19 protein-coding genes and 3 pseudogenes are annotated in these 23,104 nt (G+C 69.8%); 13 read left to right on the top strand and 9 right to left on the bottom strand.

Annotated elements, in window-relative coordinates:
* Positions 1 to 8 precede the first annotated feature (8 nt).
* Both ACH45E_RS30600 and ACH45E_RS30595 read right to left on the bottom strand, forming a co-directional pair.
* A complete protein-coding gene (locus ACH45E_RS30600) occupies positions 9 to 1,373 on the bottom strand; it encodes an extracellular solute-binding protein (RefSeq protein WP_361453622.1) in 1,365 nt (454 codons plus the stop codon).
* Between the two features lie 92 nt (positions 1,374 to 1,465).
* Entirely contained in the window at positions 1,466 to 2,581 is a 1,116-nt protein-coding gene (locus ACH45E_RS30595; protein ID WP_361453625.1) for an enolase C-terminal domain-like protein, read from the bottom strand.
* Between the two features lie 127 nt (positions 2,582 to 2,708).
* On the opposite strand from ACH45E_RS30595, the gene ACH45E_RS30590 reads away from it, so the two are divergent.
* Complete coding sequence (locus tag ACH45E_RS30590) at positions 2,709 to 3,476, top strand: FadR/GntR family transcriptional regulator (protein WP_361453628.1); 768 nt, start codon at positions 2,709 to 2,711, stop codon at positions 3,474 to 3,476.
* Positions 3,477 to 3,572: 96 nt separating this feature from the next.
* A pseudogene (locus ACH45E_RS30585) lies at positions 3,573 to 3,779 on the top strand (aldo/keto reductase); the annotation flags it as partial.
* Here the strand turns inward: ACH45E_RS30585 and ACH45E_RS30580 are convergent.
* Positions 3,734 to 3,967, bottom strand: a complete 234-nt coding sequence (locus ACH45E_RS30580) for a hypothetical protein (protein ID WP_361453729.1) — start codon at positions 3,965 to 3,967, stop codon at positions 3,734 to 3,736. The pseudogene ACH45E_RS30585 and the gene ACH45E_RS30580 sit on opposite strands and share 46 nt — an antisense overlap.
* Here ACH45E_RS30580 and ACH45E_RS30575 point away from each other — a divergent pair.
* Both ACH45E_RS30575 and ACH45E_RS30570 read left to right on the top strand, forming a co-directional pair.
* Positions 3,878 to 4,063: pseudogene (locus ACH45E_RS30575) on the top strand (aldo/keto reductase); the annotation flags it as partial. The gene ACH45E_RS30580 and the pseudogene ACH45E_RS30575 sit on opposite strands and share 90 nt — an antisense overlap.
* A gap of 64 nt (positions 4,064 to 4,127) precedes the next feature.
* Complete coding sequence (locus tag ACH45E_RS30570) at positions 4,128 to 4,352, top strand: aldo/keto reductase (RefSeq protein WP_361453723.1); 225 nt, start codon at positions 4,128 to 4,130, stop codon at positions 4,350 to 4,352.
* A gap of 13 nt (positions 4,353 to 4,365) precedes the next feature.
* On the opposite strand, the gene ACH45E_RS30565 is transcribed toward ACH45E_RS30570, so the two are convergent.
* Positions 4,366 to 6,291, bottom strand: a complete 1,926-nt coding sequence (locus tag ACH45E_RS30565; RefSeq protein ID WP_361453631.1) for an alpha-L-fucosidase — start codon at positions 6,289 to 6,291, stop codon at positions 4,366 to 4,368.
* 285 nt (positions 6,292 to 6,576) lie between these two features.
* On the opposite strand from ACH45E_RS30565, the gene ACH45E_RS30560 reads away from it, so the two are divergent.
* The 4 genes and pseudogenes from ACH45E_RS30560 to ACH45E_RS30545 all read left to right on the top strand — a co-directional run bounded on the left by ACH45E_RS30560 (position 6,577) and on the right by ACH45E_RS30545 (position 10,951).
* Positions 6,577 to 7,296, top strand: a complete 720-nt coding sequence (locus tag ACH45E_RS30560) for a FadR/GntR family transcriptional regulator (RefSeq protein ID WP_361453634.1) — start codon at positions 6,577 to 6,579, stop codon at positions 7,294 to 7,296.
* Positions 7,297 to 7,771: 475 nt separating this feature from the next.
* Complete coding sequence (locus ACH45E_RS30555; RefSeq protein ID WP_361453637.1) at positions 7,772 to 8,704, top strand: hydrolase; 933 nt, start codon at positions 7,772 to 7,774, stop codon at positions 8,702 to 8,704.
* 57 nt (positions 8,705 to 8,761) lie between these two features.
* Positions 8,762 to 9,835: pseudogene (locus tag ACH45E_RS30550) on the top strand (arabinofuranosidase catalytic domain-containing protein); the annotation flags it as partial.
* Between the two features lie 180 nt (positions 9,836 to 10,015).
* Positions 10,016 to 10,951 (top strand): PHB depolymerase family esterase, encoded by a 936-nt coding sequence (locus tag ACH45E_RS30545; protein WP_361453640.1) that lies wholly within the window; start codon positions 10,016 to 10,018, stop codon positions 10,949 to 10,951.
* A 35-nt stretch (positions 10,952 to 10,986) separates the two neighbouring features.
* Here ACH45E_RS30545 and ACH45E_RS30540 read toward each other — a convergent pair whose 3' ends face one another.
* The 5 genes from ACH45E_RS30540 to ACH45E_RS30520 form a co-directional block, all read right to left on the bottom strand.
* Entirely contained in the window at positions 10,987 to 11,655 is a 669-nt protein-coding gene (locus ACH45E_RS30540) for a potassium-transporting ATPase subunit C (protein WP_361453643.1), read from the bottom strand.
* Between the two features lie 24 nt (positions 11,656 to 11,679).
* A complete protein-coding gene (gene kdpB, locus ACH45E_RS30535) occupies positions 11,680 to 13,809 on the bottom strand; it encodes a potassium-transporting ATPase subunit KdpB (protein WP_361453646.1) in 2,130 nt (709 codons plus the stop codon).
* On the bottom strand, positions 13,809 to 15,485 hold the full coding sequence (kdpA, locus tag ACH45E_RS30530; RefSeq protein WP_361453649.1) for a potassium-transporting ATPase subunit KdpA: 1,677 nt from the start codon (positions 15,483 to 15,485) through the stop codon (positions 13,809 to 13,811). Before kdpA ends, kdpB begins: the two co-directional genes overlap by 1 nt.
* Before the next feature lie 8 nt (positions 15,486 to 15,493).
* Positions 15,494 to 15,583: a K(+)-transporting ATPase subunit F gene (kdpF, locus tag ACH45E_RS30525; protein WP_016434100.1), complete on the bottom strand. Its 90-nt coding sequence runs from the start codon at positions 15,581 to 15,583 to the stop codon at positions 15,494 to 15,496.
* 425 nt (positions 15,584 to 16,008) lie between these two features.
* Positions 16,009 to 16,686, bottom strand: coding sequence for a GntR family transcriptional regulator (locus ACH45E_RS30520; protein WP_361453652.1), 678 nt, complete (start codon positions 16,684 to 16,686; stop codon positions 16,009 to 16,011).
* 96 nt (positions 16,687 to 16,782) lie between these two features.
* Here ACH45E_RS30520 and glyA point away from each other — a divergent pair, with 96 nt between their 5' ends.
* The 5 genes from glyA to ACH45E_RS30495 are packed head-to-tail and all read left to right on the top strand — an operon-like array spanning position 16,783 to position 23,070.
* A complete protein-coding gene (gene glyA, locus ACH45E_RS30515) occupies positions 16,783 to 18,090 on the top strand; it encodes a serine hydroxymethyltransferase (RefSeq protein WP_361453655.1) in 1,308 nt (435 codons plus the stop codon).
* Positions 18,087 to 19,307 (top strand): sarcosine oxidase subunit beta family protein, encoded by a 1,221-nt coding sequence (locus tag ACH45E_RS30510; protein ID WP_361453658.1) that lies wholly within the window; start codon positions 18,087 to 18,089, stop codon positions 19,305 to 19,307. Before glyA ends, ACH45E_RS30510 begins: the two co-directional genes overlap by 4 nt.
* A 10-nt stretch (positions 19,308 to 19,317) precedes the next feature.
* Positions 19,318 to 19,614: a sarcosine oxidase subunit delta gene (locus tag ACH45E_RS30505; RefSeq protein WP_361453661.1), complete on the top strand. Its 297-nt coding sequence runs from the start codon at positions 19,318 to 19,320 to the stop codon at positions 19,612 to 19,614.
* Entirely contained in the window at positions 19,611 to 22,454 is a 2,844-nt protein-coding gene (locus ACH45E_RS30500; RefSeq protein ID WP_361453664.1) for a sarcosine oxidase subunit alpha family protein, read from the top strand. The genes ACH45E_RS30505 and ACH45E_RS30500 overlap by 4 nt, the downstream gene beginning before the upstream one ends.
* On the top strand, positions 22,447 to 23,070 hold the full coding sequence (locus ACH45E_RS30495) for a sarcosine oxidase subunit gamma family protein (protein WP_361453667.1): 624 nt from the start codon (positions 22,447 to 22,449) through the stop codon (positions 23,068 to 23,070). Before ACH45E_RS30500 ends, ACH45E_RS30495 begins: the two co-directional genes overlap by 8 nt.
* Positions 23,071 to 23,104: the final 34 nt, after the last annotated feature.

Below are 23,104 nucleotides of genomic sequence, written 5' to 3'. Positions count from 1 at the left end.
CCGCTTCGCTAGTTGACGGTGTAGCCCAGGGACTTGGCCTTGTCGGTGATGGCCGTCTGCCAGGTGCCCAGGGTGTCGGTGAGGGTCTTACCGGAGTTCAGGGCGGGGACCACGGTGGAGGAGTAGATCGCTTCCTGGCTGTACTGAGTGGCGGCCCAGCCGGGCCAGACGAGTCCCGCCGCCTCCTCGAAGACCGGGCTGACGTCCTGGGCGAAGTAGCCGGTCTTCTTCTGGCCGGCCAGCCAGGTGACCGCGGCCTTCTTGTACGCGGGGTAGGTGCCGGCGGTGCCCTGGTAGGCGTCGGAGGTCGTCATCCACGTGACCAGGTCGGAGGCCGCCTTGAGATTCTTGCTGTGGGAGGAGACGAACCACAGACCACCGCCGACGTTGCCGGTGTAGTTCTTGGTGTCGCCCTCGAACTTCAGCGGCGAGGCGGCGGCGATCTGCCCCTTGGGAATCTTGAACGTGGAGTTGAAGAGAACCTGGCCGTACCAGGAGGGGCCGGGGAGCATGAGGACCTTGCTCGCCTTGTTCTTGACGAAGCCGGCGCTGAAGACGGTGTCCTTGGAGACCGAACCCTTGGCGATCAGGCCGTCGAGCAGCTTGGCCATCCGGGTGCACTTGGAATCCTGCAGGTCGACCTTGACCTTCTTGGCGCCGGTCGCCGTGCTGGCAGGGCACTGGCTCGCCCAGAAGTACACCTCGGGGCTCCAGGCGTCCCCGGCGGTTCCGACCAGGTAGCCGGGGTGCTCCTTGGCGGCCTTCTCGCCGAGCGCCTGGTACTCCTCCCACGTGGTCGGAACCTTGTACCCGAACGTGTCCAGGAGCTTCTTGTTGTACCAGAGCACGTTCTGGGCCAGGTCGTTGCGCAGGCAGTAGCTGTTGCCGTTGAAGGTGCAGGGGCGCAGCGCGCCGTCGGCGAAGCCCTTGAGCGTGGACGGGGAGACCACGCCCTGGTTGACGGGCGCGGCATAGGGGGTCTTGCCCTGGGACGCCCAGCTCCCGTCGTTGACATTGGCGCTGAAGGCCACGTCCGGCCACCCGCTGCCGGTCCGGTCGAACAGCTGGACCTTGGTCTGCAGGTCGTTGGCGCCGTTGGCGTCCCCGCTGTACGTGACGATCTTGATTTTCACCCCCGGGTGCGCCTTCTGGTACGCCTGCACGCCGGGCACACGGGCGGCATCCGCCCAGACCGTGATCTCGCCGCCTTTCTGCTGCGCGACGGGCTTGAAGGCCGCGGGGGAGGATGATGTCGCGGGTGCGGGGTCGGTACTGCCGCAGGCGGCGAGCCCGAGCAGGGAGACGGCGCCCAGGACCGCGACGGCCGTGTTTCTGAGCTGGCGGCGGGAGGAAACCGGAACGTCGTCGTTCATGACTGACCTCAGATCTTGGGAAATGGCGCAGTAGCAAGAGGCGCCGCGTTCGGGATGTTCGAGACAGGCGGTCGGGCCGGGGGCTCCGGTCATCAAGCCCGAGGTGGAGTGACAGTCTCCTTGTCGACAAAGGCCTGAAGGGCGGGAGGGTAGTCCAAGCCCGCCGGAAGGGCGACGCCCGGGCCGGTGGGGGCGTGGACAAGGCCTTGGGCGTCGATGCCGCTCTCGCGACTGATGGGGTTCCCCATGACCAGCGACTCGTAGTAGGTGGTGTTCGAGATGGCCATGCACAGATGCCGGTTGGGGATCTCCGGCCCGTGCACCTCGGCGCGCAGCCGGTAGGCGTCGGCGAGGTGGGCGGTGCGCATCGCGCCGGTGAAGCCGCCGCGCAGTTGGGTGGAGGCGCGGACTCCGAAGGTGGCGGCGCCGGCCTGGATGAAGTCGGCCGAGTTCATGTGCGCCCCGTCGGAGGTCTCGGCCACGAGGAGGGGAACGGCCACCGCGTCGGCGAGACGCTTGTACGCGGTGACGCTGAACTCCCGCATCGGCTCCTCGTACCAGAGGTAGCCGGCGTCCGAGAGGGCGCGCCCGAGATGGATCGCGTCGGGCAGGTCGAAGCCCGCCGACCCGTCGAACATCAGCGGGACGCCGTCCCCCACGTGTTCACGCACCGCCACCGACAGGCGGGCGTCGCGGCGGGCGTCACCCCAGGCGTGGAGCTTGATGGCCGGGTAGCCGAGCTCCAGGGCCTGGTCGGCGATGTCCAGGTACTCCTCGACCGAGGAGTAGGTGACAGTGGACGCGTAAGCGGGTATCGAGGTGCGGTAACCGCCGAGCACCTGCCAGGTGGGCCGGTCGGCGAGCCGTCCGGCCAGGTCCCACAGCGCGGTGTCGACCAGACCCAGCAGATAGAGCGGGAGCTCCTCCGTGCGGTCCAGCTCCCACATACGGTGCCAGAGCCATTCCCGCTGCAGGGGATCCTGCCCCACCAACTCCTCGCGCAACACGCGGTCCAGCAGGTCCGCCAGGATGACAGCGCTGCCCCGCCGAGGGGCCATCGCCACCCCCTCGACCCCTTCGTCCGTACAGATGCGCAGCACCGCAGCCTCGCCCTCGGACGGGCTGCCCAGAAGTCCGTCCCGCCACACGAAGGGCGGACTGACTCCCGGCACCCGGACCGGATAGCACTCGACTTCGGTAATGCGCACGGCTTGCACCCCTTGGAGCGGGAAGTACGGCTGCGAAATTTTCGTGTAACGTAAGTCGTCATACGAATGCTGTCAAGAAGTTCTGCACAGTAGACTCGCCGTCATCCGCATCAGCAAGGGGGCACACATGGCCAAGGACAGCACCGGCAGAGCAGGAGAGCCTCCCGTCCTCAAGCCCTGGCCCAAGCGTCCGGCCCGACTGGCGCAGGCCGTCATGGAGAGCCTGACCGACACGATCGTGTCGGGCGTCATTCCTCCAGGATCGACCCTGCCGGTGGAACCCGAGCTCTGCGAGACGTTCGGCGTCAGCCGCATCACCATCCGCGAGGCGGTCAAGTCCCTGGAGGCCAAGGGGCTGGTCCTCGCCCGGCAGGGCTACGGCACCACCGTCACCCCGCCCGAGGAATGGAACCTCCTCGACCCCGTCGTGCTCGCCGCGACGGTCCAGCACGACGACGAACTCGTCGTCCTCGACCAGCTGGTCGACATCCGGTCGACCCTGGAAGCCCAGATGACCGCCCAGGCCGCGGAGCTGGCCACCGACGACGACCTGCGAGCGGTCGAGCGGCTACTCGCCCGGCTCGACGAGGAGACTGTCGTCCCGGCACGCTTCATCGAGACCGATGTGGCCTTCCATGACCGGATCATGCAGGCATCCCACAACAGGCTCGGCCGTTCCATCATCCGGATCCTCCACGCCCAGGCACGCACGACGTACCTGTACAACGGCACACCGGACGCGACCGCATGCGAGCGGGCCAACGCGGAGCACCGCGCAGTCGCCGAGCGGCTACTGGCCCGGGACTCCGACGGGGCCGCGCAGGCCATGGCGGCACACATCCAGACGGCGTGGAGCCGCCGCCGCTTGCCGAACGTGAGCCCCCCCGCCTCCTGAGGGCGCCCGCACCCGACCTCGCCCCCGAGCCGACAGGCCGCGGGCGTTCGCACGCCCGTGCCAACTCCTGCCGAGTCGGCACGCGCGATCGGCACCATGTGGCTCACCGGACCCGGCGTGTGGGGCGAGCCCGCCGACCGGCCCGCCGCCCTCCGCGTCGTCCAGGCCGCCGTCGAACGGGGCGTCAACTTCATCGACACCGCCGACTCCTACGGCCCGATGGTCACCGAGCGGATCATCGCCGACGCCCTGCACTCCTACCCGGAGGGCGTGGTCGTAACGACCACGGTCGGAAACACCCGCCCCGCCCCGGGCGTGTTCGTGCCGGTCGGCCGTCCCGCCTGCCTCAGGCAGCAGGTGGAGCTCCCCTGCGCGAGCTGCGGACCGAGCGGATCGATCTCATGCAGCTGCACCGCATCGGCCCCGAGGTCCCCCTGGCCGACCAGATCGGCGCCCTGGCCGAGCTCAAGGCGGAGGGCAAACTGCGCCACATCGGCCTCTCCGAGGTGTCGGTGGAGCAACTGAAGGGGGCCCAGGGCATCACCGAGATCGCCGGCGTCCAGAACCTCTACAACCTCGTGACCCGCCAGTCGCAGGACATGCTGGACTACGCCACCGCCCGGAGCATCGCGTTCATCCCCTGCTTTCCCGATCGCCGCCGGCAAGCTCGCCCAGCCGGGCAGCCCGGTCGCCGATCTCGCCGCCGAACCGGGGGCCACCCCGGCTCAGGTCGCCCTGTCCTGGCTGCTGCACATCTCGCCCGTCGTCCTGCCCATCCCCGGCACCACCTCCCTGGACCACCTCACCGAGAACCTCCAGGCGGCCAAGCTCTCCCTGACCGACGACGAAGTGGCGCGACTGAATTCGCTCGGCTGAGCCCAGGGCCGGATCACACCGCCACGATCCGCCACTGCTGCCGTGCGGCCCGCGTGTACGTCCACTGGTTGATGTCGGCGCCGTCCGCTGCGGAACCTCCGTCGACGTTGAGAGCGAGTCCGGAGAGGCGGTTGGTGAGGCAGTAGTGGCCGTCGCCGGTCGGAGTGACCGCCCAGTGCTGCTGCGGGACACCGTCGTCCGACCAGATGCCGACGTTGCCGCCGTCCGCCCGCGAGAGCCCGGCGACCTCCAGGAGCGTGCCGCTGCCCAGGTTTCTGACCTTGTAGTAGCCGTCGCCGGTGGAGACGAAGGTCCACTTCTGGTTGGCCTGGTCGCGCCAGGGCCGCTGGCGCACGTCGGTGCCGTTGGCGGTGCCGCCGTCGAGGACGTCGGCCACCTCACCGCTGGCACGGTTCACCAGCCGGTACACCGTCGAGTCCCCCGGCAGAACCCGGGAGACCAGCGCGGGCTTCTTCTTCCGGCCGCCGATCCGCACGTTGCCCACGTTCACGTAGCCACCGGTGCCCTCCACGGCTTCGATACGCACGTAGCCCGCCTTCCGCGGAGCCCACTCCACGACTTTCGTCGCCCGGCTGCCACCCCAGATGCCCTCCGCGGCCTGAGTGAACGTGGTGCCGTCGGTGCTGGTGTGGATCGTGTACGAGATGATGTCGCCGTCGGTCGAGTCGTTGCGGTTCCACTGCTTGGGCAGGTACTCGAGTGTGGAGACGTCGCTCCAGACCCCGCCGAGATCGATCGTGATCGATTGCGGCAGGTCCAGGGACCACGTGGACCAGCAGGTCTCGAAGTTCTTGTCGCTCAGCCCGTCGATCGCGTTCATCGGCCCCTCGCCCTGGTGGAAGCCCGTGGCGTAGGCGCTGACCGGTGTCACCGGGTGTTCGGCGCGCGGAAGTTGGGGCGGCAGCGGCTTGCGTGACGTGTCGGGTCGCCATGCGGCACCCACCTCGGCCAGCCGCTTGACGATGTTGTCGTCCAGCCTGCCGTCGCGGCTGGGCGGGCAGTTGAGGATGAACGAGGTGTACTTGGGCTCCAGATCGACGAGATGGGACAGGATCGACGCTTTGCTGACGGGGTTGGTGGTCGGCGTCGAGGGGTGCCAGAACCATCCGTTGCTGATGGTCTGCCCCTGCAGCGCGGCGTGCGTGTTCCCCTCCGGCGCCGTGATGCCCAGCGGCTCCTCGAAGTAGATCGCGTCGCCGAGGAACGGCTCCGAGAGCCCGCCGTGGTCGATCATGACGATGTCCGGCTGCAGGGACTTCACATGCTCGCGGATCCGCTGGTACGAGACGGCCTGCTGCCCCATCTGCCAGGCGTAGCCGTCCGTGACGAACATGTCGATCGTGCCGTAGTTCGTCAGCAGTTCGGTGATCTGGCCGAGGATGTAGGTCAGGTCGGCGGGCACGATGAACTGGTCCGCGCCCACTCCGTGCCGGCTGTCGTATCCCTGGACGTCGTACGAACGGTCCCAGATCGAGAAGTACAGGCCCACCCGGAGCCCTTCCTTGCGGAAGGCGTTCACGTACTGGGCGACGATGTCCCGCTGGTAGCGGCTGGTGGCGACGTTGTAGTCGTTGTACTCGGTCGGCCACAGGCAGAAGCCGTCGTGGTGCTTGGTGGTCAGCACGCCGTAGCTCATTCCGGCGGCCCTGGCCGCAGCGGCCCACTGCGCGCAGTCCACGCCGCTGGGGGCGAACAGCTTGGGGTCCTGGTGGGGCGCGGCCCACTCCTCGTCGGTGAACGTCCCCATGTTGAAGTGATTGAACATCCCGAACCGCATGTCCACCAGCCTGCTCAGGCTGGACTGCGGGCCGCTGACCGCGACAGCCGGGGTACTGGCGAGCGCGGGCAGCGCCGTCGCCGCGGCGGTCACGCCGGCGGCGGTCAGGAGGGAGCGGCGGGACGGGCTTGCTGACGGCATGGTCTGACTCCTGGGTCCGGGGTGACCCGAACCTCTTGCAGTCGACCTGGTCATGTCAACCACTCCGCTGGGATGAAAAACACTTTCCGCCGAGTGATTCATCCCTTCTATTGAGTTTTCATGTGGTTCGGTACGCGACAGTCATCACATGAATGGGAAGAGGTCGGGCCGCGCCCCCCCTTCACCCGCCCCGCTATCATCAACGTCACCCTTGCCGCACCACACCGAACCGATCGCTTCGCGAACAGGCCCGGAGGCGCAGCACACTCACGGAAGGAGCTCCCGTTGTCCCTGACGGACAGGGCCATCGAGCAGATCCGTGAGCTCATCCGCTCGGGCGCGCTGCCGCCTGGCGCGAAACTGCCCCCGGAACCGGAGCTGGCGGCACAGCTGGGGCTCTCGCGCAATCTGGCCCGCGAGGCGGTCAAGGCGCTGGCCGTCGCCCGGGTCCTGGAGGTCAGGCGGGGCGACGGAACGTACGTGACCAGCCTCCAGCCGAGCCTGCTGCTGGAGGGGCTCGGCGGTGCGGTGGAGCTCCTCCAGGGCGACACGCGTGCCCTGTTGGACCTGATGGAGGTACGACGGCTGCTCGAACCGCTCGCAGCGGGGCTCGCCGCCACCCGGATATCGGATGACCAACTGGCCGAGGTCAAGGACCACCTGGACGCGATGCGCGAGGCACGCGACGATGTCGAGCAGCTCAACGCACACGACGCGGCCTTCCACCGCGCCGTGGCGGCGGCGACCGGCAACGAGACCCTGCTCACGCTCCTGGAGGGCATCTCGGGCCGCACCCTGCGCGCCCGCGTCTGGCGCGGACTGGTCGACGGCCAGGCGTCCGATCGCACCCTCGCGGAGCACGAGGCCATCTACGCCGCCCTCCGCGGCCACGACGCCCCCCTGAGCCAGGCCGCCACCCTGCTGCACGTCAGCAACACCGAGCACTGGCTTCGGGAGCACCTGCGGTCCGGCGACTCCGAGGGCCAGGGGACTCCCGCGGACTGAAGGTCCTGGCTTCGCGTCCTCGGGTCCAGCGCCCATCAGTCATCACATGTCTCAGCCCGAGCGGAACAACCGCCGGGCGGGCAGACGAGGGTGACCGGCGTCGATCACAGCGCTTTCACAGAATCCAGCGACAGCCATTGACCATTGCGATGGGATGTCTATCATCCTGAGAGTCCGAAGAACCGATCGGGGTTCGATATTTCGGACGAGTGTGCAAGAACCCGGGCGCCGGCCGCTCCGGCTCCCGCACGGCGGACAAAGCCACTCACCATCCCTTGGAGTTCGGTATGCCTCCGACCCCTTGACCACGCTGTACGCCTGCTCCCTCCCCCGGGAGCCGTCGGCTCCGGCTGTCCCTCCGACGCCGCGGAGAACGCCGTACAGGCCAACATCGCCGCCGCCGGCTGCCGCTGAGCCCGCAAGCGGCGAACTCCGTTCTTTCACACCCGAGTTGGACGAACGAAGGAGTGAAGTGATGACGAGACCCAAGTTATGGCCCGTCCTGGTGGGGGCGCTTGTCGCTCTGGCCATGGTCACCGGCGGCACATCGCTGCGCACCGGTGCCGGCGACGGTGGGCGGCACACGACCCTCACGGCCGCCCATGCCGCCGCGGCGACCGCCGGTTGCGGCAGGGCCCCCGGCCTGACGAGCGGCACCCACACCCTGCAGATCAACGGCAAGAGCCGCACCTACATCCTGAAGGTGCCGGACAACTACGACAAGAACCACGCCTACCGGCTGGTCTTCGGCTTCCACTGGCTGGGCGGCACCGCCACCGACGTCGCCACGGGCCGCACCGTGGAGAACGGCACCTGGGCGTACTACGGACTCCAGCGGCTGGCCGACAACAGCGCCGTCTTCGTCGCGCCCCAGGGCCTGGGCAACGGCTGGGCCAACTCCGGTGGGGAGGACCTGAAGTTGACCGACGCCGTGATCAGCCAGGTCGAGGGTGCGCTCTGCGTGGACACCACCCGGCTGTTCTCCGTGGGGTTCAGCTACGGCGCGGCCATGACCTACGCGCTCGCGTGTGCCCGGGCGACGGTGTTCCGCGCGGTCGCGGTCCAGTCCGGCGGGCAGCTCAGCGGTTGCAGCGGCGGCACCCAACCCATCGCATACCTCGGAGTGCACGGCATCCGGGACAACGTTCTGAACATCTCCGGCGGACGAGCCCTGCGCGACAAGTTCGTCCACAACAACGGCTGCACCGCCCAGAACCCGCCCGAGCCCGCACAGGGCAGCCGTACCCACCGCATCACCACCTACTCCGGGTGCTCGGCCGGACATCCCGTGGAGTGGGCCGCGTTCGACGAGGGCCACATCGCCGCACCACAGGACGGGGCCGGCGGTGACAGCGGCTCCAGGACCTGGGTGCCGGGCGAGGTCTGGAAGTTCTTCACGCAGTTCTGAAGCCGCATGCCCGTACCGGGTGAGACAGCTGCCCCCCACTCTCGAAGGAGCTCAGTCATGCCCATCCGCTCACGGTTCGGCACGTTGCAGCGCGCGCTGCTGGCGACAGGCGCGGCAGCCGCCCTCAGCGTCGGCGTGCTCACCGGCACGGCGCCGGCCGCACCCGCCGCCGCGGCCGCCGGCTCGGCGCCGTGCGACCTGTACGCCGCCGGCGGCACCCCCTGTGTCGCGGCGCACAGCACGACCCGCGCCCTGTACTCCTCCTACAACGGCCCGCTGTACCAGGTCCGCCGCGCCTCCGACAACGCCACCCGCGACATCGGCGTCCTCAGCGCCGGCGGATACGCCAACGCCGCCACCCAGGACTCGTTCTGCGCCCGCACGACCTGTCTCATCACCGTCATCTACGACCAGTCCGGGCGGAACAACCGCCTCACCCAGGCACCCCCCGGCGGGTTCTCCGGCCCGGCCGCGGGCGGGTACGACAACCTCGCCAACGCCACCGCGGCACCGATCACGATCGGCGGCCACAAGGCGTACGGCGTCTACGTGGCACCGGGCACCGGTTACCGCAACAACAACACCAACGGTGTCGCCAAGGGAGACCAGCCGGAGGGCATGTACGCCGTCCTCGACGGCACGCACTACAACGGTGGCTGCTGCTTCGACTACGGCAACGCCGAGACCAACAGCCGGGACAACGGCAACGGCACCATGGAGGCCATCTACTTCGGCAACATCAAGGTCTGGGGCTACGGTTCGGGCAACGGCCCCTGGATCATGGCCGACCTCGAGAACGGCCTGTTCTCCGGCGTCAACCAGCGCTACAACGCGGGCGATCCCTCGATCAGCCACCGCTACCTGACCGCCGTCGTCAAGGGCGGCCCCAACCACTGGGCCATCCGCGGCGGCAACGCCCAGTCGGGCGGCCTGTCGACCTTCTACAACGGCACGCGCCCCAACGTCGCGGGCTACAACCCGATGAAGAAGGAAGGAGCCATCATCCTCGGCATCGGCGGCGACAACAGCCACGGTTCCGCCGGCACCTTCTACGAGGGCGTCATGACGTCCGGCTACCCCTCGGACGCCACCGAGAACGCCGTACAGGCCAACCTCACGGCGGCCGGCTACGGCAGGTAGAAACCCCAGCCGGTCCGAGCAACTCCTGAACCACGGGCGGCGCGGGAAGAGGGGCGCAACGGTGGAACGGTTCCCCGGCCAGTGGCCTTCTTCCCGTGCCGGCCCCGGCCGCCCGCGCCGTGCCGCACGGGCGTCCGTCGGTCCTGCCGAAGAAGAGGAGGCAATACCCCCATGAACAGGTTGCTTTCCGCTCTGACCGCACTCGCCGCCGCGTGCCTGACGGCGGCGGGTGCGCTGATGGCGCCGGTGCCGGCCTCGGCGGCGACGCGGGCAGCGGCAACGCTGACCGAAGTCACCGGCTTCGGATACAACCCGTCCAACCTGAGAATGTACGAATACGTGCCGCAGAACGCCGGCGCCCACCCGGCGATCCTGGTGGCCAATCACTATTGCGGAGGCTCCGGACCGGCCATGCACTCGGGCAGCGAGTTCGCTTCGCTGGCCGACCAGCACGGGTTCATCGTCGTGTACCCGTCGGTCACCCGCGCCAGCAAGTGCTTCGACGTGTCGTCACCGCGCGCGCTGACGCACAACGGCAGCAGCGACCCGGCGGGCATCGTGTCGATGGTGCGGTGGGAGGAACAGCATCGGGGCGCAGACCCGAACCGCGTCTACGTCACCGGCTTCTCCTCCGGCGCGATGGAGACGAACGTGCTGCTCGGGGACTACCCCGACATCTTCAAGGCCGGCGCGGCGTTCTCGGGCGTGCCCTTCGGCTGCTTCGCCACCACCAACGGCTCGGAGTGGAACAGCGACTGCTCCGGCGGAAGGATCACCAAGGCACCGCAACAGTGGGGCGGCCTCGTGCGCGCCGCGTATCCGGGGTACAGCGGACCCCGGCCGCGCATGCAGGTGTGGCACGGCACCCAGGACACCACGCTGAGCTACGTCGACTTCGGTGAAGAGATCAAGCAGTGGACCAACGTGCTCGGTGTCAGCCAGACGCCGGCCTTCACGGACCACCCCAGGTCGGCCTGGACCCGCACCCGGTACGGCGGCACCGGCACCACCGCCCCCGTCGAGGCGATCAGCGTCCAGGGCGTGGGGCACGGCCTGCCGCAGAGCGGCATGGTACCGATGGCCCTGCAATTCATGGGACTGACCTGACCGGCACCGCGGCGCGTGCGGGGCGCGTGAGGCCGTCACCGCTTGGCCACGAGGGTCTTGAGCGCGATGTTGAGTTCGAGGACGTTCACGCGGGGTTCGCCCATGAAGCCCAGGGTGCGGCCCTCGGTGTGGTCCTTGACGAGCTTCGCCACCTGGGCGACGGACAGGCCGTTCTCCTCGGCGACCCGGTGCGTCTGGAGGCCGGCGTACTGCGGGGAGATGTCCGGGTCCAGGCCGGAGCCCGAGGAGGTGACCGCGTCGGCGGGAACCTGGGAGGGCCTGACCGTGTAGCCGGGCACCGAGTTGTCCTTCATGACGGCGGACTTGGCGTCCTCGACCTGCTTGAGCAGATCCTTGCTGTCGGCGGACAGGTTGGTGGCTCCGGACAGCAGCAGCTTGTACCCCGTGTTGACGCTGTTGGTGCCGAGCCCGTTCGCCGGGCGGCCCTGGAACCACTTCAGGTCCGGGTCCGGGGTCTCCTGGCCCTTCCTCAGCGGCAGGTTGTACCGCTGCCCGATCAGGGAGGAGCCGACGACCTTGCCTTCCGCCCTGATCTCGGAGCCGTTCGCCTTGCCGGGGAACAGCCCCTGGGCGATGCCGGTGACGACCAGTGGGTAGAGGACTCCGGTCACCAGGGTCAGTACGAGGAGGGCGCGCAGGCCCGCGCCCAGCAACCGGGCGGTGTTCACAAAGGAGTTGTTCATGTTCTTCAGCACGCCTTCGAGGAGTTACAGCCCGGGGATCAGCGAGATGAGGAGGTCGATGATCTTGATACCGATGAACGGCGCGATCAGGCCGCCGATGCCGTAGATCCCGAGGTTGCGGCGCAGCATCCGGTCCGCGCTCATCGGCCGGTACCGCACGCCCTTGAGGGACAGCGGCACCAGCGCGACGATGATCAGCGCGTTGAAGACGACGGCCGAGAGGATCGCGGAGTCGGGCGAGGACAGGTGCATGATGTTCAGCCTGTCCAGGCCCGGGTAGACCGCCGCGAACAGCGCCGGGATGATCGCGAAGTACTTCGCGACGTCGTTGGCGATGGAGAACGTGGTCAACGCGCCGCGGGTGATCAGGAGTTGCTTGCCGATCTCGACGATCTCGATGAGCTTGGTCGGGTCGGAGTCGAGGTCGACCATGTTGCCGGCCTCCTTGGCGGCCGACGTACCGGTGTTCATCGCCACGCCGACGTCCGCCTGGGCGAGCGCGGGTGCGTCGTTGGTGCCGTCACCGGTCATCGCGACCAGCTTGCCGCCCGCCTGCTCCCGCTTGATGAGGGCCATCTTGTCCTCGGGCGTGGCCTCGGCGAGGAAGTCGTCGACGCCCGCCTCCTCGGCGATCGCCTTCGCGGTCAGCGGGTTGTCACCCGTGATCATGACCGTCCTGATGCCCATGCGCCGCAGTTCCTCGAACCGCTCCCGCATACCGTCCTTGACGACGTCCTTCAGGTGGATGACGCCCAGGATCCGGGCGCCGTCGGTGTCCTCCACGGCGACGAGGAGCGGAGTGCCGCCCGCCTCGGAAATGCGGTCGGCGAGCTGTTCCGCGTCCTGAGCGACCGTGCCGCCCTGCTCCTCGACCCAGGCGACGACGGAGCCGGCCGCGCCCTTGCGGATCCTCTTGCCGTCGATGTCCACACCCGACATGCGGGTCTGTGCGGTGAAGGCGATCCAGTCGGCGTGCGCCAGTTCGCCCTGGTGGCGTTCGCGCAGCCCGTACTTCTCCTTCGCCAGTACGACGACGGAGCGGCCCTCGGGGGTCTCGTCGGCCAGCGAGGACAGCTGGGCGGCGTCGGCGACCTCGGCGTCCGTGCTGCCCCGCACCGGCAGGAACTCGGCGGCCCGGCGGTTGCCGAGGGTGATGGTGCCGGTCTTGTCGAGCAGCAGTGTGGAGACGTCACCGGCGGCCTCGACCGCACGGCCGGACATGGCCAGCACATTGCGCTGGACCAGGCGGTCCATGCCCGCGATGCCGATCGCGGAGAGCAGCGCGCCGATGGTGGTCGGGATCAGGCAGACCAGCAGGGCCACCAGCACGACCATCGACAGGTGCGTGCCCGCGTAGTCGGCGAACGGCGGCAGCGTGGCGCAGGCCAGCAGGAACACGATGGTCAGGGACGCCAGCAGGATGTTCAGGGCGATCTCGTTCGGCGTCTTCTGCCGGGCCGCGCCCTCGACCAGGTTGATCATCCGGTCGATGAAGGTCTCGCCGGGCCTCGTCGTGATCTTGATGACGATCCGGTCCGACAGCACCTTCGTACCGCCGGTCACCGCGGACCGGTCACCGCCGGACTCGCGGATGACGGGGGCCGACTCGCCGGTGATCGCCGACTCGTCGACGCTGGCCACGCCCTCGACGACGTCACCGTCGCCCGGGATGACGTCCCCGGCCTCGCAGACCACCAGGTCACCGATCCTCAGCTCGGTGCCGGGCACGTGCTCCTCGCCGTCGCCCATGAGCCGGCGGGCGACCGTGCCGGTCTTGGCCTTGCGCAGGGTGTCGGCCTGGGCCTTGCCGCGGCCCTCGGCGACCGCCTCCGCCAGGTTGGCGAAGACCACGGTCAGCCACAGCCAGGCGCTGATCGCCCAGCCGAACCAGTCACTCGGGTCCTTGAACGAGAACGCGGTGGTCAGGACCGAGCCGATCCACACCACGAACATCACGGGCGACTTGACCATCACCCGCGGGTCGAGCTTGCGGAAGGCGTCCGGCAGCGACTTGAGCAGCTGCCTGGGGTCGAACAGGCCCGCGCCGACACGGCCCTCGGCGGCCTTGTGACCGGTGGGGACGTCGCTGTGCGGCGCCCGGGCCGGGGTGACTGCGGACATCGAGTCCTCTTGCTTCTTCGTGTCGGTGGTCATCACGCCAGCCCCTCGGCGAGCGGGCCCAGTGCGAGGGCGGGGAAGTAGGTGAGCCCGGTGATGATCAGGATCGCGCCCACCAGCAGGCCCGTGAACAGCGGCTTCTCGGTGCGCAGGGTGCCCGCGGTGACCGGCACAGGCTGCTGCTCGGCGAGCGAGCCGGCCAGGGCCAGGACGAACACCATCGGCAGGAAACGGCCGAGCAGCATCGCGAGCCCGGTCATGGTGTTGTACCAGTCGGTGTTCGCGTTCAGACCGGCGAAGGCCGAGCCGTTGTTGTTCGCGGCGGACGTGAAGGCGTACAGCACCTCGGAGAAGCCGTGCGCACCGGGGTTGAGCATCGAGTGCGGCGGCGTGGGCAGCGCCATCGAGGCCGCGGTGAACACCAGCACCAGGGCGGGGGTGATCAGGATGTAGCAGGCGGCGAGCTTCATCTCCCGGCCGCCGATCTTCTTGCCCAGGTATTCGGGCGTACGGCCGACCATCAGACCCGCGATGAACACCGCGATGACCGCCATGATCAGGATGCCGTAGAGGCCGGAACCCGTGCCGCCGGGTGCGATCTCCCCCAGCATCATGCTCAGCATGGTGATGCCGCCGCCGAGACCGGTGAAGGACGAGTGGAAGGAGTCCACCGCGCCGGTCGAGGTGAGCGTGGTCGACACCGCGAAGATCGACGAGGAGCCGACGCCGAAGCGGACCTCCTTGCCCTCCATCGCACCGCCCGCGGCCTGCAGCGCCGCGCCGTGGTGGGCGAACTCGGTCCACATCATCAGGGCCACGAAGCCCAGCCAGATGGTGAACATCGTGGCGAGGATCGCGTACCCCTGCTTCACGCTGCCGACCAGCACGCCGAACGTGCGGGTCAGCGAGAACGGGATCACCAGCAGCAGGAAGATCTCGAAGAGGTTCGTGAACGGGGTGGGGTTCTCGAACGGGTGGGCGGAGTTGGCGTTGAAGTAGCCGCCACCGTTCGTACCGAACTCCTTGATGGCTTCCTGCGAGGCGACCGCGCCGCCGTTCCACTGCTGCGACCCGCCCACGCTGTGCCCATGGAAGAATTGACCGACCTCATGGATGCCGGAGAAGTTCTGTATCGCGCCGCACGCGACGAGCACGACGGCGGCGATCGCCGCGCCCGGCACCAGGACGCGGATGGTGCCGCGTACCAGGTCGGACCAGAAGTTGCCCAGTTCCCCGGTACGCGAGCGGGCGAAGCCGCGTACCAGCGCCACGGCGACGGCGATGCCGACGGCCGCGGAGACGAAGTTCTGCACGGCCAGACCGGCGGTCTGCACGACGTGCCCCATGGTCTGCTCGCCGTAGTACGACTGCCAGTTGGTGTTGGTCACGAACGACACGGCCGTGTTGAACGACTGTGCCGGGTTGACCGAGGCGAAGCCCACAGAGCCGGGCAGGACGCCCTGCAGCCGCTGCAGCAGGTAGAGGAAGAGGACGCCGACGGCAGAGAAGGCGAGGACACCGCGCAGGTACGCGGGCCAGGTCATCTCCGCGTCGGGGTTGGCGCCGATGCCCTTGTAGATCCACTTCTCGATGCGCAGGTGCTTCTTCGAGGAGTAGACCCCGGCCATGTAGGTGCCGAGCGGGATGTAGGCCAGTGCCAGTGCGCCTGTGAGGGCGAGGAGCTGGAGCAGGCCGGCGAGTACGGGACCCATGGCTGCTCTCAGAACCTCTCCGGGAAGATCAGGGCGAGGACGAGATAGCCCAGCAGGGCGACGGCCACGACCAGGCCGACGATGTTCTCGGCGGTCACAGCTTCGTCACCCCCTTGGCGACGAGCGCGACCAGCGCGAAACCCGCGAGCGTGATGACGACGAAGGCCAGATCGGCCATCGCGAACTCCTGGAGTGAGGTTCGTTCGAATCGGACGATTCGAGGAAACCTCCTGACCGGCCGGATCGGAGTCCTCGTTGACGGCTCCCATACGGCGGCCCCCGCGGCCTTGACGGGACTCTTACGGCCGACGACGCGACAGCACACGCGGTGCGCCGGGGACCGGGCGGCGCCGCTGGTGTGCGGTGCCGCCCGGTCCCCGGCGCTTGGTCAGGAGCCCGTCACGGCCGTCGGGCTCTGGGCAGGTTGCCCGGGTGAGGGCGCGCCGTCGCGGATCCACAAGGGCACCCGCGCCATGTCAGGGCCGGCCGGCGCGCGATGCTGGGGGCCCGCCGGTCTGAGACCTCAGATCGCTTCGCGAATGGCCCGCTCGAAGCCGTTGACGTGGCTGCGGGCGAGTTCTGCCGCCCTGTCGGGCTCACCGGCGACGAGCGCCTCGATCAACGGTCCGTGCTCCCCGACATGCCCGGCCATGTCGGACAGCCGGTCGATGAACAGGCACCAGATGCGGGTGGCCAGGTTGTCGTAGCGGACGAGGGTGTCCTCCAGGTACGGGTTGTGCGTGGCGGCGTAGACGGCGCGGTGCACCTGGAGGTCCAGGTGCAGGAGTTCGGTGGCGTCCTGACCACGGGAGCCCGCCCCCTCCAGCTCCAGCCGCAGCGCGGTCAGGGCCGCCCGGTCCGCGGCCGTCGCGCGTCGTGCGGCCTGGGCGGCGGCCAGGGGCTCCAGCTCCAGGCGGACCTCGGAGATATGGGCCAGGTCGGTGATGTTGACGTCGGTGGCGAAGGTGCCGCGCCGGGGAAACGTCGTGATCAGACGCTCGTACTGGAGCCGCTTGAGCGCCTCGCGCACCGGAGTCCGGCCGACCCCGAGCAACTGCCCCAGCTGTTCCTCGTTGATCGGCGCGCCGGGGCGGATCTCCAGCATGACGAGCCGGTCCCGGATGGCGCGGTAGGCACGCTCGGCGAGCGACTGCTCGTCCCCCTTGGCGTCTCCCGTGACTGTGGCCGCCACCTGCTGCATGGATGCCCCCTTGACCCGGTGCGATGAGCTCACATACCTTACCGCACAGGCTGATATACCAGTCATCTTTCAGTCGTCTCCCAGGATGGTGTGCAGATGACAACCGCCCCGACCCCGGTCACCTCCACCCTCTCCCGTCCGCTGAGCGAGCTCGACCCCGACGTCGCCGCCGCGGTGGACGCCGAACTGCACCGCCAGCGGTCGACGCTCGAAATGATCGCTTCGGAGAACTTCGCCCCGGCCGCCGTCCTTCAGGCCCAGGGTTCCGTGCTCACCAACAAGTACGCCGAGGGCTACCCAGGCCGCCGCTACTACGGCGGCTGCGAACACGTCGACGTCGTCGAGCGGCTGGCCATCGCCCGGGTCAGGGAACTGTTCGGCGCCGAAGCCGCGAACGTGCAACCGCACTCGGGCGCCCAGGCCAACGCGGCCGCGATGTTCGCGCTGCTCCAGCCCGGCGACACGATCCTGGGCCTCGACCTGGCGCATGGCGGGCATCTGACCCACGGCATGCGCGTCAACTACTCCGGCAAGCTGTACAACGTCGTGCCGTACCACGTGCGCGAGTCCGACATGCGCGTCGACATGGACGAGGTCGAACAGCTCGCTCTCGCCCACCGGCCCAGGATGATCGTCGCCGGCTGGTCGGCGTATCCCCGCCACCTCGACTTCGCCGGGTTCAGGCGGATCGCCGACGCGGTCGGCGCCTACCTGATGGTGGACATGGCGCACTTCGCCGGCCTGGTCGCCGCGGGCCTGCACCCGAGCCCGGTGCCGTACGCCGACGTCGTCACGACCACCACCCACAAGACCCTCGGCGGCCCGCGCGGCGGGGTGATCCTCAGCCGCGCCGGCCTCGCCAAGAAGATCGACTCGGCGGTCTTCCCGGGCCAGCAGGGCGGCCCGCTGGAGCATGTCGTCGCGGCGAAGGCGGTGGCCTTCAAGGTGGCGGCGGGCGAGGAGTTCAGGGAACGCCAGCGGCGCACCCTGGCCGGCGCCCGTATCCTCGCCGGACGGCTGCTGGCCGACGACGTGGCCGAGGCCGGGATCACCGTGCTGACCGGCGGCACCGAGGTCCACCTGGTCCTCGTCGACCTGCGCGACTCCGCGCTCGACGGCAAGCAGGCCGAGGACCGGCTGCACCGCATCGGCATCACCGTCAACCGCAACGCCGTGCCCTTCGACCCCCGCCCGCCGATGGTCTCCTCCGGCCTGCGGATCGGCACCCCGGCCCTGGCCACGCGCGGTTTCGGCGAGGCGGAGTTCCGGGAGGCCGCCGACATCGTCGCCGAGGCCCTGAAGGGCGAACGGCCGGACGACGAACTGCGCGACCGGGTCGGGAAGCTCGCCGCAGCCTTCCCCCTCTACCCCCACCTGCCCCACGTGAACGGAGACGCGGCATGACCGCCGAGCCGCTGCCGGAGCATCCGGACTTCCTCTGGCGCAACCCCGAGCCGCGCTCCTCGTACGACGTCGTCATCGTCGGCGGGGGCGGCCACGGCCTGGCCACCGCCTACTACCTCGCCAAGAACCACGGCATCACCAATGTCGCCGTCCTGGAGAAGGGCTGGCTGGCCGGCGGCAACATGGCCCGCAACACCACGATCATCCGCTCCAACTACCTCTGGGACGAGAGCGCGGCGATCTACGAACACGCCCTCAAGCTGTGGGAGGGGCTGCCCGAGGAGCTGGACTACGACTTCCTGTTCAGCCAGCGCGGTGTCCTCAACCTCGCGCACACCCAGCAGGACGTCCGCGAGGGCGTGCGCCGCGTCAACGCCAACCGCCTCAACGGAGTCGACGCCGAGTGGCTGGAGCCGGACGAGGTCGCCGAGGTCTGCCCCATCCTCAACGTCTCGTCCCGCACCCGGTATCCGGTCCTCGGCGGCACCTTCCAGCCGCGGGCAGGCATCGCCAAGCACGACCACGTCGCCTGGGCGCTGGCCCGCCGCGCCGACGAGCTGGGCGTGGACCTGATCCAGGGCTGCGAGGTCACCGGCTTCGTCAAGGACGGCGACCGGGTCGTGGGCGTCGAGACCGACCGGGGCCGTATCCTCGCCGGCCGGGTCGGACTCGCGGCCGCCGGGCACAGCAGCGTGCTGGCCGCCCGGGCGGGCGTACGGCTGCCGGTGCAGTCCCATCCGCTCCAGGCGCTGGTCTCCGAACTCCACGAGCCGGTGCACCCCACGGTCGTCATGTCGAACCACGTGCACGTCTACGTCTCCCAGGCCCACAAGGGGGAACTGGTGATGGGCGCGGGTGTCGACTCCTACAACGGCTACGGGCAGCGCGGCTCCTTCCATGTGATCGAGGAGCAGATGGCCGCCGCCATCGAGCTGTTCCCGGTCTTCGCCCGCGCGCACGTACTGCGGACCTGGGGCGGCATCGTCGACGTCACCCCGGACGCCTCCCCGGTCATCGGCCCCACCCCGGTCGGGAACCTCTACGTCAACTGCGGCTGGGGAACAGGCGGGTTCAAGGCCACTCCGGCCGCCGGCTGGACCTTCGCGCACACCCTCGCCACGGGCGAGGCGCACCCCCTGAACGCCCCCTTCGCCCTCGAACGCTTCGCGACGGGCGCACTGATCGACGAACACGGCGCCGCGGCCGTGGCCCACTGAGGAGGACCTCGTGCTGCTGATCGACTGCCCGTGGTGCGGTCCCCGGGACGAGACCGAGTACCACTACGGCGGACAGGCCCACGTCCCCTGTCCCGAGAACCCGGCGGGCCTCACCGACGAGCAATGGGCCGAGTACGTCTTCTACCGCGACAACCCCAAGGGCCCCTTCGCCGAGCGGTGGATGCACAGCACCGGCTGCCACCGCTGGTTCAACGTCCTGCGCGACACCGTCACCTACGAGGTGCTCGCCGCCTACGGGCTCGACGAGCCCCGCCCCGAACTGCCCCAGGCCGGAGGGAACCGATGACCGACCAGCGATTCCGGCTCCCGGACGGCGGCCGCGTCGACCGTGGCACAGTGCTGCGATTCACCGTGGACGGACGGGAGTTGACCGGGCACCCCGGGGACACCGTCGCCTCGGCGATGCTGGCGAACGGGCTGGTCCAGGTCGCCCCGTCGCTGTACCGCGGCCGCCCGCGCGGAATCGTCTCCGCGGGCGTCGAGGAGCCCAACGCCCTGCTCCAGATCGAGGGCCCGTGCTCGGAGGGCATGCTCGCGGCGACGGCGGTGGAGCTGTACGACGGACTGAACGCCACGACGCTGTCCGGCATGGGCCGGCTCGACCCGGCCCCCGATCCGGCCGCCTACGACAAGAAGTACGTGCACACCGACGTCCTGGTCGTCGGCGCCGGGCCGGCCGGGCTGTCGGCCGCCGCCGCTGCCGCCGCGTCCGGCGCACGGGTGATCCTCGTCGACGACCAGCCGGAGCCCGGCGGTTCGCTGCTCTCCGGCACGCGGAGCGCCCTGGACCGGACGGCCGGCGCCCGCGCGGCACTCGACGCCGCCCCCGAGGCCGTCGTCCTGCACCGCACCACGGCGTTCGGGTCGTACGACGACAACTACGTGCTGGCCCTCCAACGGCGCACCGACCACCTCGGCACCGCCGCCCCCGAGGGAGTGTCACGCCAGCGGCTGTGGCACATCCGGGCCCGCCAGGTGGTCCTCGCGACCGGCGCACACGAGCGCCCGCTGGTCTTCGCCGGCAACGACCGGCCGGGCGTGATGCTCGCCGGTGCCGTCCGCACCTACCTCAACCGGTACGGCGTGGCGACGGGTTCGCGGGCCGTGGTGAGCACCACCAACGACAGTGCCTACGACACGGTCGCCGACCTGCACGCCGCGGGCGTCGCGGTGGCCGCCGTCGTGGACGCCCGACCCGGGTTGTCCGAGCGGGCCGCCGAGGTCGCCGCGGCGACCGGCGTACGGGTCCTGACCGGCAGCGCGGTCGTCGGCACCGAGGGTGAGGGGCGGATCACCTCGGTCACCGTCCGGGGACTCGACGCGGGCGGCCGACTCACCGGTACTGCCGAACGGTTGGACTGCGACCTGCTCGCCGTCTCCGGCGGCTGGAGTCCGGTGGTGCACCTGCACAGCCAACGTCAGGGACGGCTGCGCTGGGACGAGGACCTGGTGGCCTTCGTACCCGACGGCACCGTACGGAACCAGCACGTCGTCGGTGCGGCCCGGGGAACGTACTCGCTCGACGGGTGCGTGGCCGAGGGGGCGCGAGCCGGGGCGCTGGCCGCGACGGAGGCCGGGTTCCCGGTGCCGGTACCGACGGCGCCGTACGAAGAGCCACGCCCTGACGTGCGCGCCCTGTGGCTGGTGCCGGGCCCCGACGATGCCTGGGACACCCACTTCGTCGATCTCCAGCGCGATGTCACGGTCGCCGACGTCCGGCGGTCCACCGGCGCCGGCATGCTCGGCGTCGAGCACGTCAAGCGCTACACCTCCCTCGGCACGGCGAACGACCAGGGGAAGACCTCCGGCGTCAACGCGATCGGTGTGATCGCCGAGGTCCTCGGCGGTTCGCTGGGCGAGATCGGCACGACGGCCTACCGTGCGCCGTACACGCCGGTGGCCTTCGCCGCCCTGGCCGGCCGGGAGCGCGGCGATCTCTTCGACCCGGAGCGCACGACGTCCATCCACGACTGGCATGTGGCGCACGGCGCGGTGTTCGAGGACGTCGGCCAGTGGAAGCGTCCCTGGTACTACCCCCAGGCCGGGGAGGACATGGACGCGGCCGTGGCCCGCGAGTGCCGCGCGGCCCGTGAGGGGGTGGCGTTCATGGACGCCTCCACCCTCGGCAAGATCGAGATCTGGGGCGCGGACGCGGGTGAGTTCCTCAACCGCGTCTACACCAACGCCTTCAAGAAGCTCAAGCCCGGCACGGCCCGCTACGGCGTGATGTGCAAGCCCGACGGCATGATCTTCGACGACGGTGTGACGCTGCGTCTCGACGACAACCGTTACTTCATGACCACCACGACCGGCGGTGCCGCCGGGGTCCTGGACTGGCTGGAGGAGTGGCTGCAGACCGAGTGGCCCGAACTCGACGTCCACTGCACCTCGGTGACCGAGCAGTGGGCGACGATCGCCGTCGTCGGCCCGCGGTCACGCGACGTCGTCGGCCACCTGGCCCCCGACGTCGACCTGTCCGCCGAAGCCTTCCCGTTCATGGCCTTCCGCGAGACCACCCTGGCCTCCGGCATCCCGGCCCGCGTCTGCCGGATCTCCTTCTCCGGTGAACTCGCCTACGAGATCAACGTGTCCGCGTGGTACGGCCAGGCGGTCTGGGAGGAGGTGGACGCGATCGGGCGGCCGTACGGCATCACCCCGTACGGCACCGAGACCATGCACGTCCTGCGCGCCGAGAAGGGCTACGTCATCGTGGGCCAGGACACCGACGGCACCGTCACCCCGCAGGACGCCGGCATGTCCTGGGTGGTCTCCCGGCAGAAGGACTTCATCGGCAAGCGGTCCCACTCCCGGCCCGACACCGCCCGCGCCGACCGCAAGCAGCTGGTCGGCCTGCTGCCCCTCGACCGCACGACCCGGCTGCCCGAGGGCACCCAGCTCGTCGCGCCGGACGTCAGCCTGGAGGCGGTGCCCGTGCCGATGCTCGGCCACGTCACCTCCAGCTACCACAGCCAGGCCCTCGGCCGCCCCTTCGCCCTCGCCCTCGTCGCGGGCGGACGGGCACGGCTCGGCGAGACCCTGCTCGCCCCCGTGGGCGAGGACCTGGTGCCCGTCGAGGTGACCGACTCCGTCCTCTACGACCCCGAAGGGACCAAGCGCGATGGCTGACCCGACCGACCTCGCCGGACCGGTGGCACTGCGCCGCAGCCCACTGGCGCACCTGGAGGAGCGGATGCGCGCCGCCGCCCTCACCGGGGCCCGCGGCGTCGCGCTGACGGAGCGGGCGTTCCTCACCATGGTGAACGTGCGCGTCGATGCCGCTTCCGAAGCGGCCGAACGCATCGGGAAGGCGTTGGGGGCGCCCCTCCCCCGTCATTGCGGCGGCACCGCCTCCCGCGGCCCCCGCACGGTCGTATGGCTCGGCCCGGACGAATGGCTCGTGGTGTCCCAGCCCCTGGACGCCACTGTGACCGCCGACCTGCGCGAGGCGCTCGCGGGAGAGCCGGGCTCGGTCGTGGACGTCTCGGCGAACCGCACCACGCTCGAACTGAGCGGCCCGGCCGCCCGGCCGGTACTGGAGAAGGGCTGCCCGCTGGACCTGCATCCCCGCGCGTTCGCCCCCGGCCGGGCGGTGTCGACCACGGTCGGCCCTGTCCCGGTACTGCTCTGGCAGGTCGATGACCTGCCGACATACCGGCTCCTCCCCCGCTCCTCCTTCGCCGACTACCTGGGCCGCTGGCTCATCGACGCGATGAGCGAGTACCGCGTCCCGGAGATCCTTTGACGCGTTGTTGGGCGAACGCCGCCGGACTCCCCAT

Origin of the sequence: Streptomyces sp. NPDC020299 (assembly GCF_044387825.1) — a bacterium.
Taxonomy (GTDB): domain Bacteria; phylum Actinomycetota; class Actinomycetes; order Streptomycetales; family Streptomycetaceae; genus Streptomyces.
This window is presented reverse-complemented; position numbering and strand designations above follow the sequence as displayed.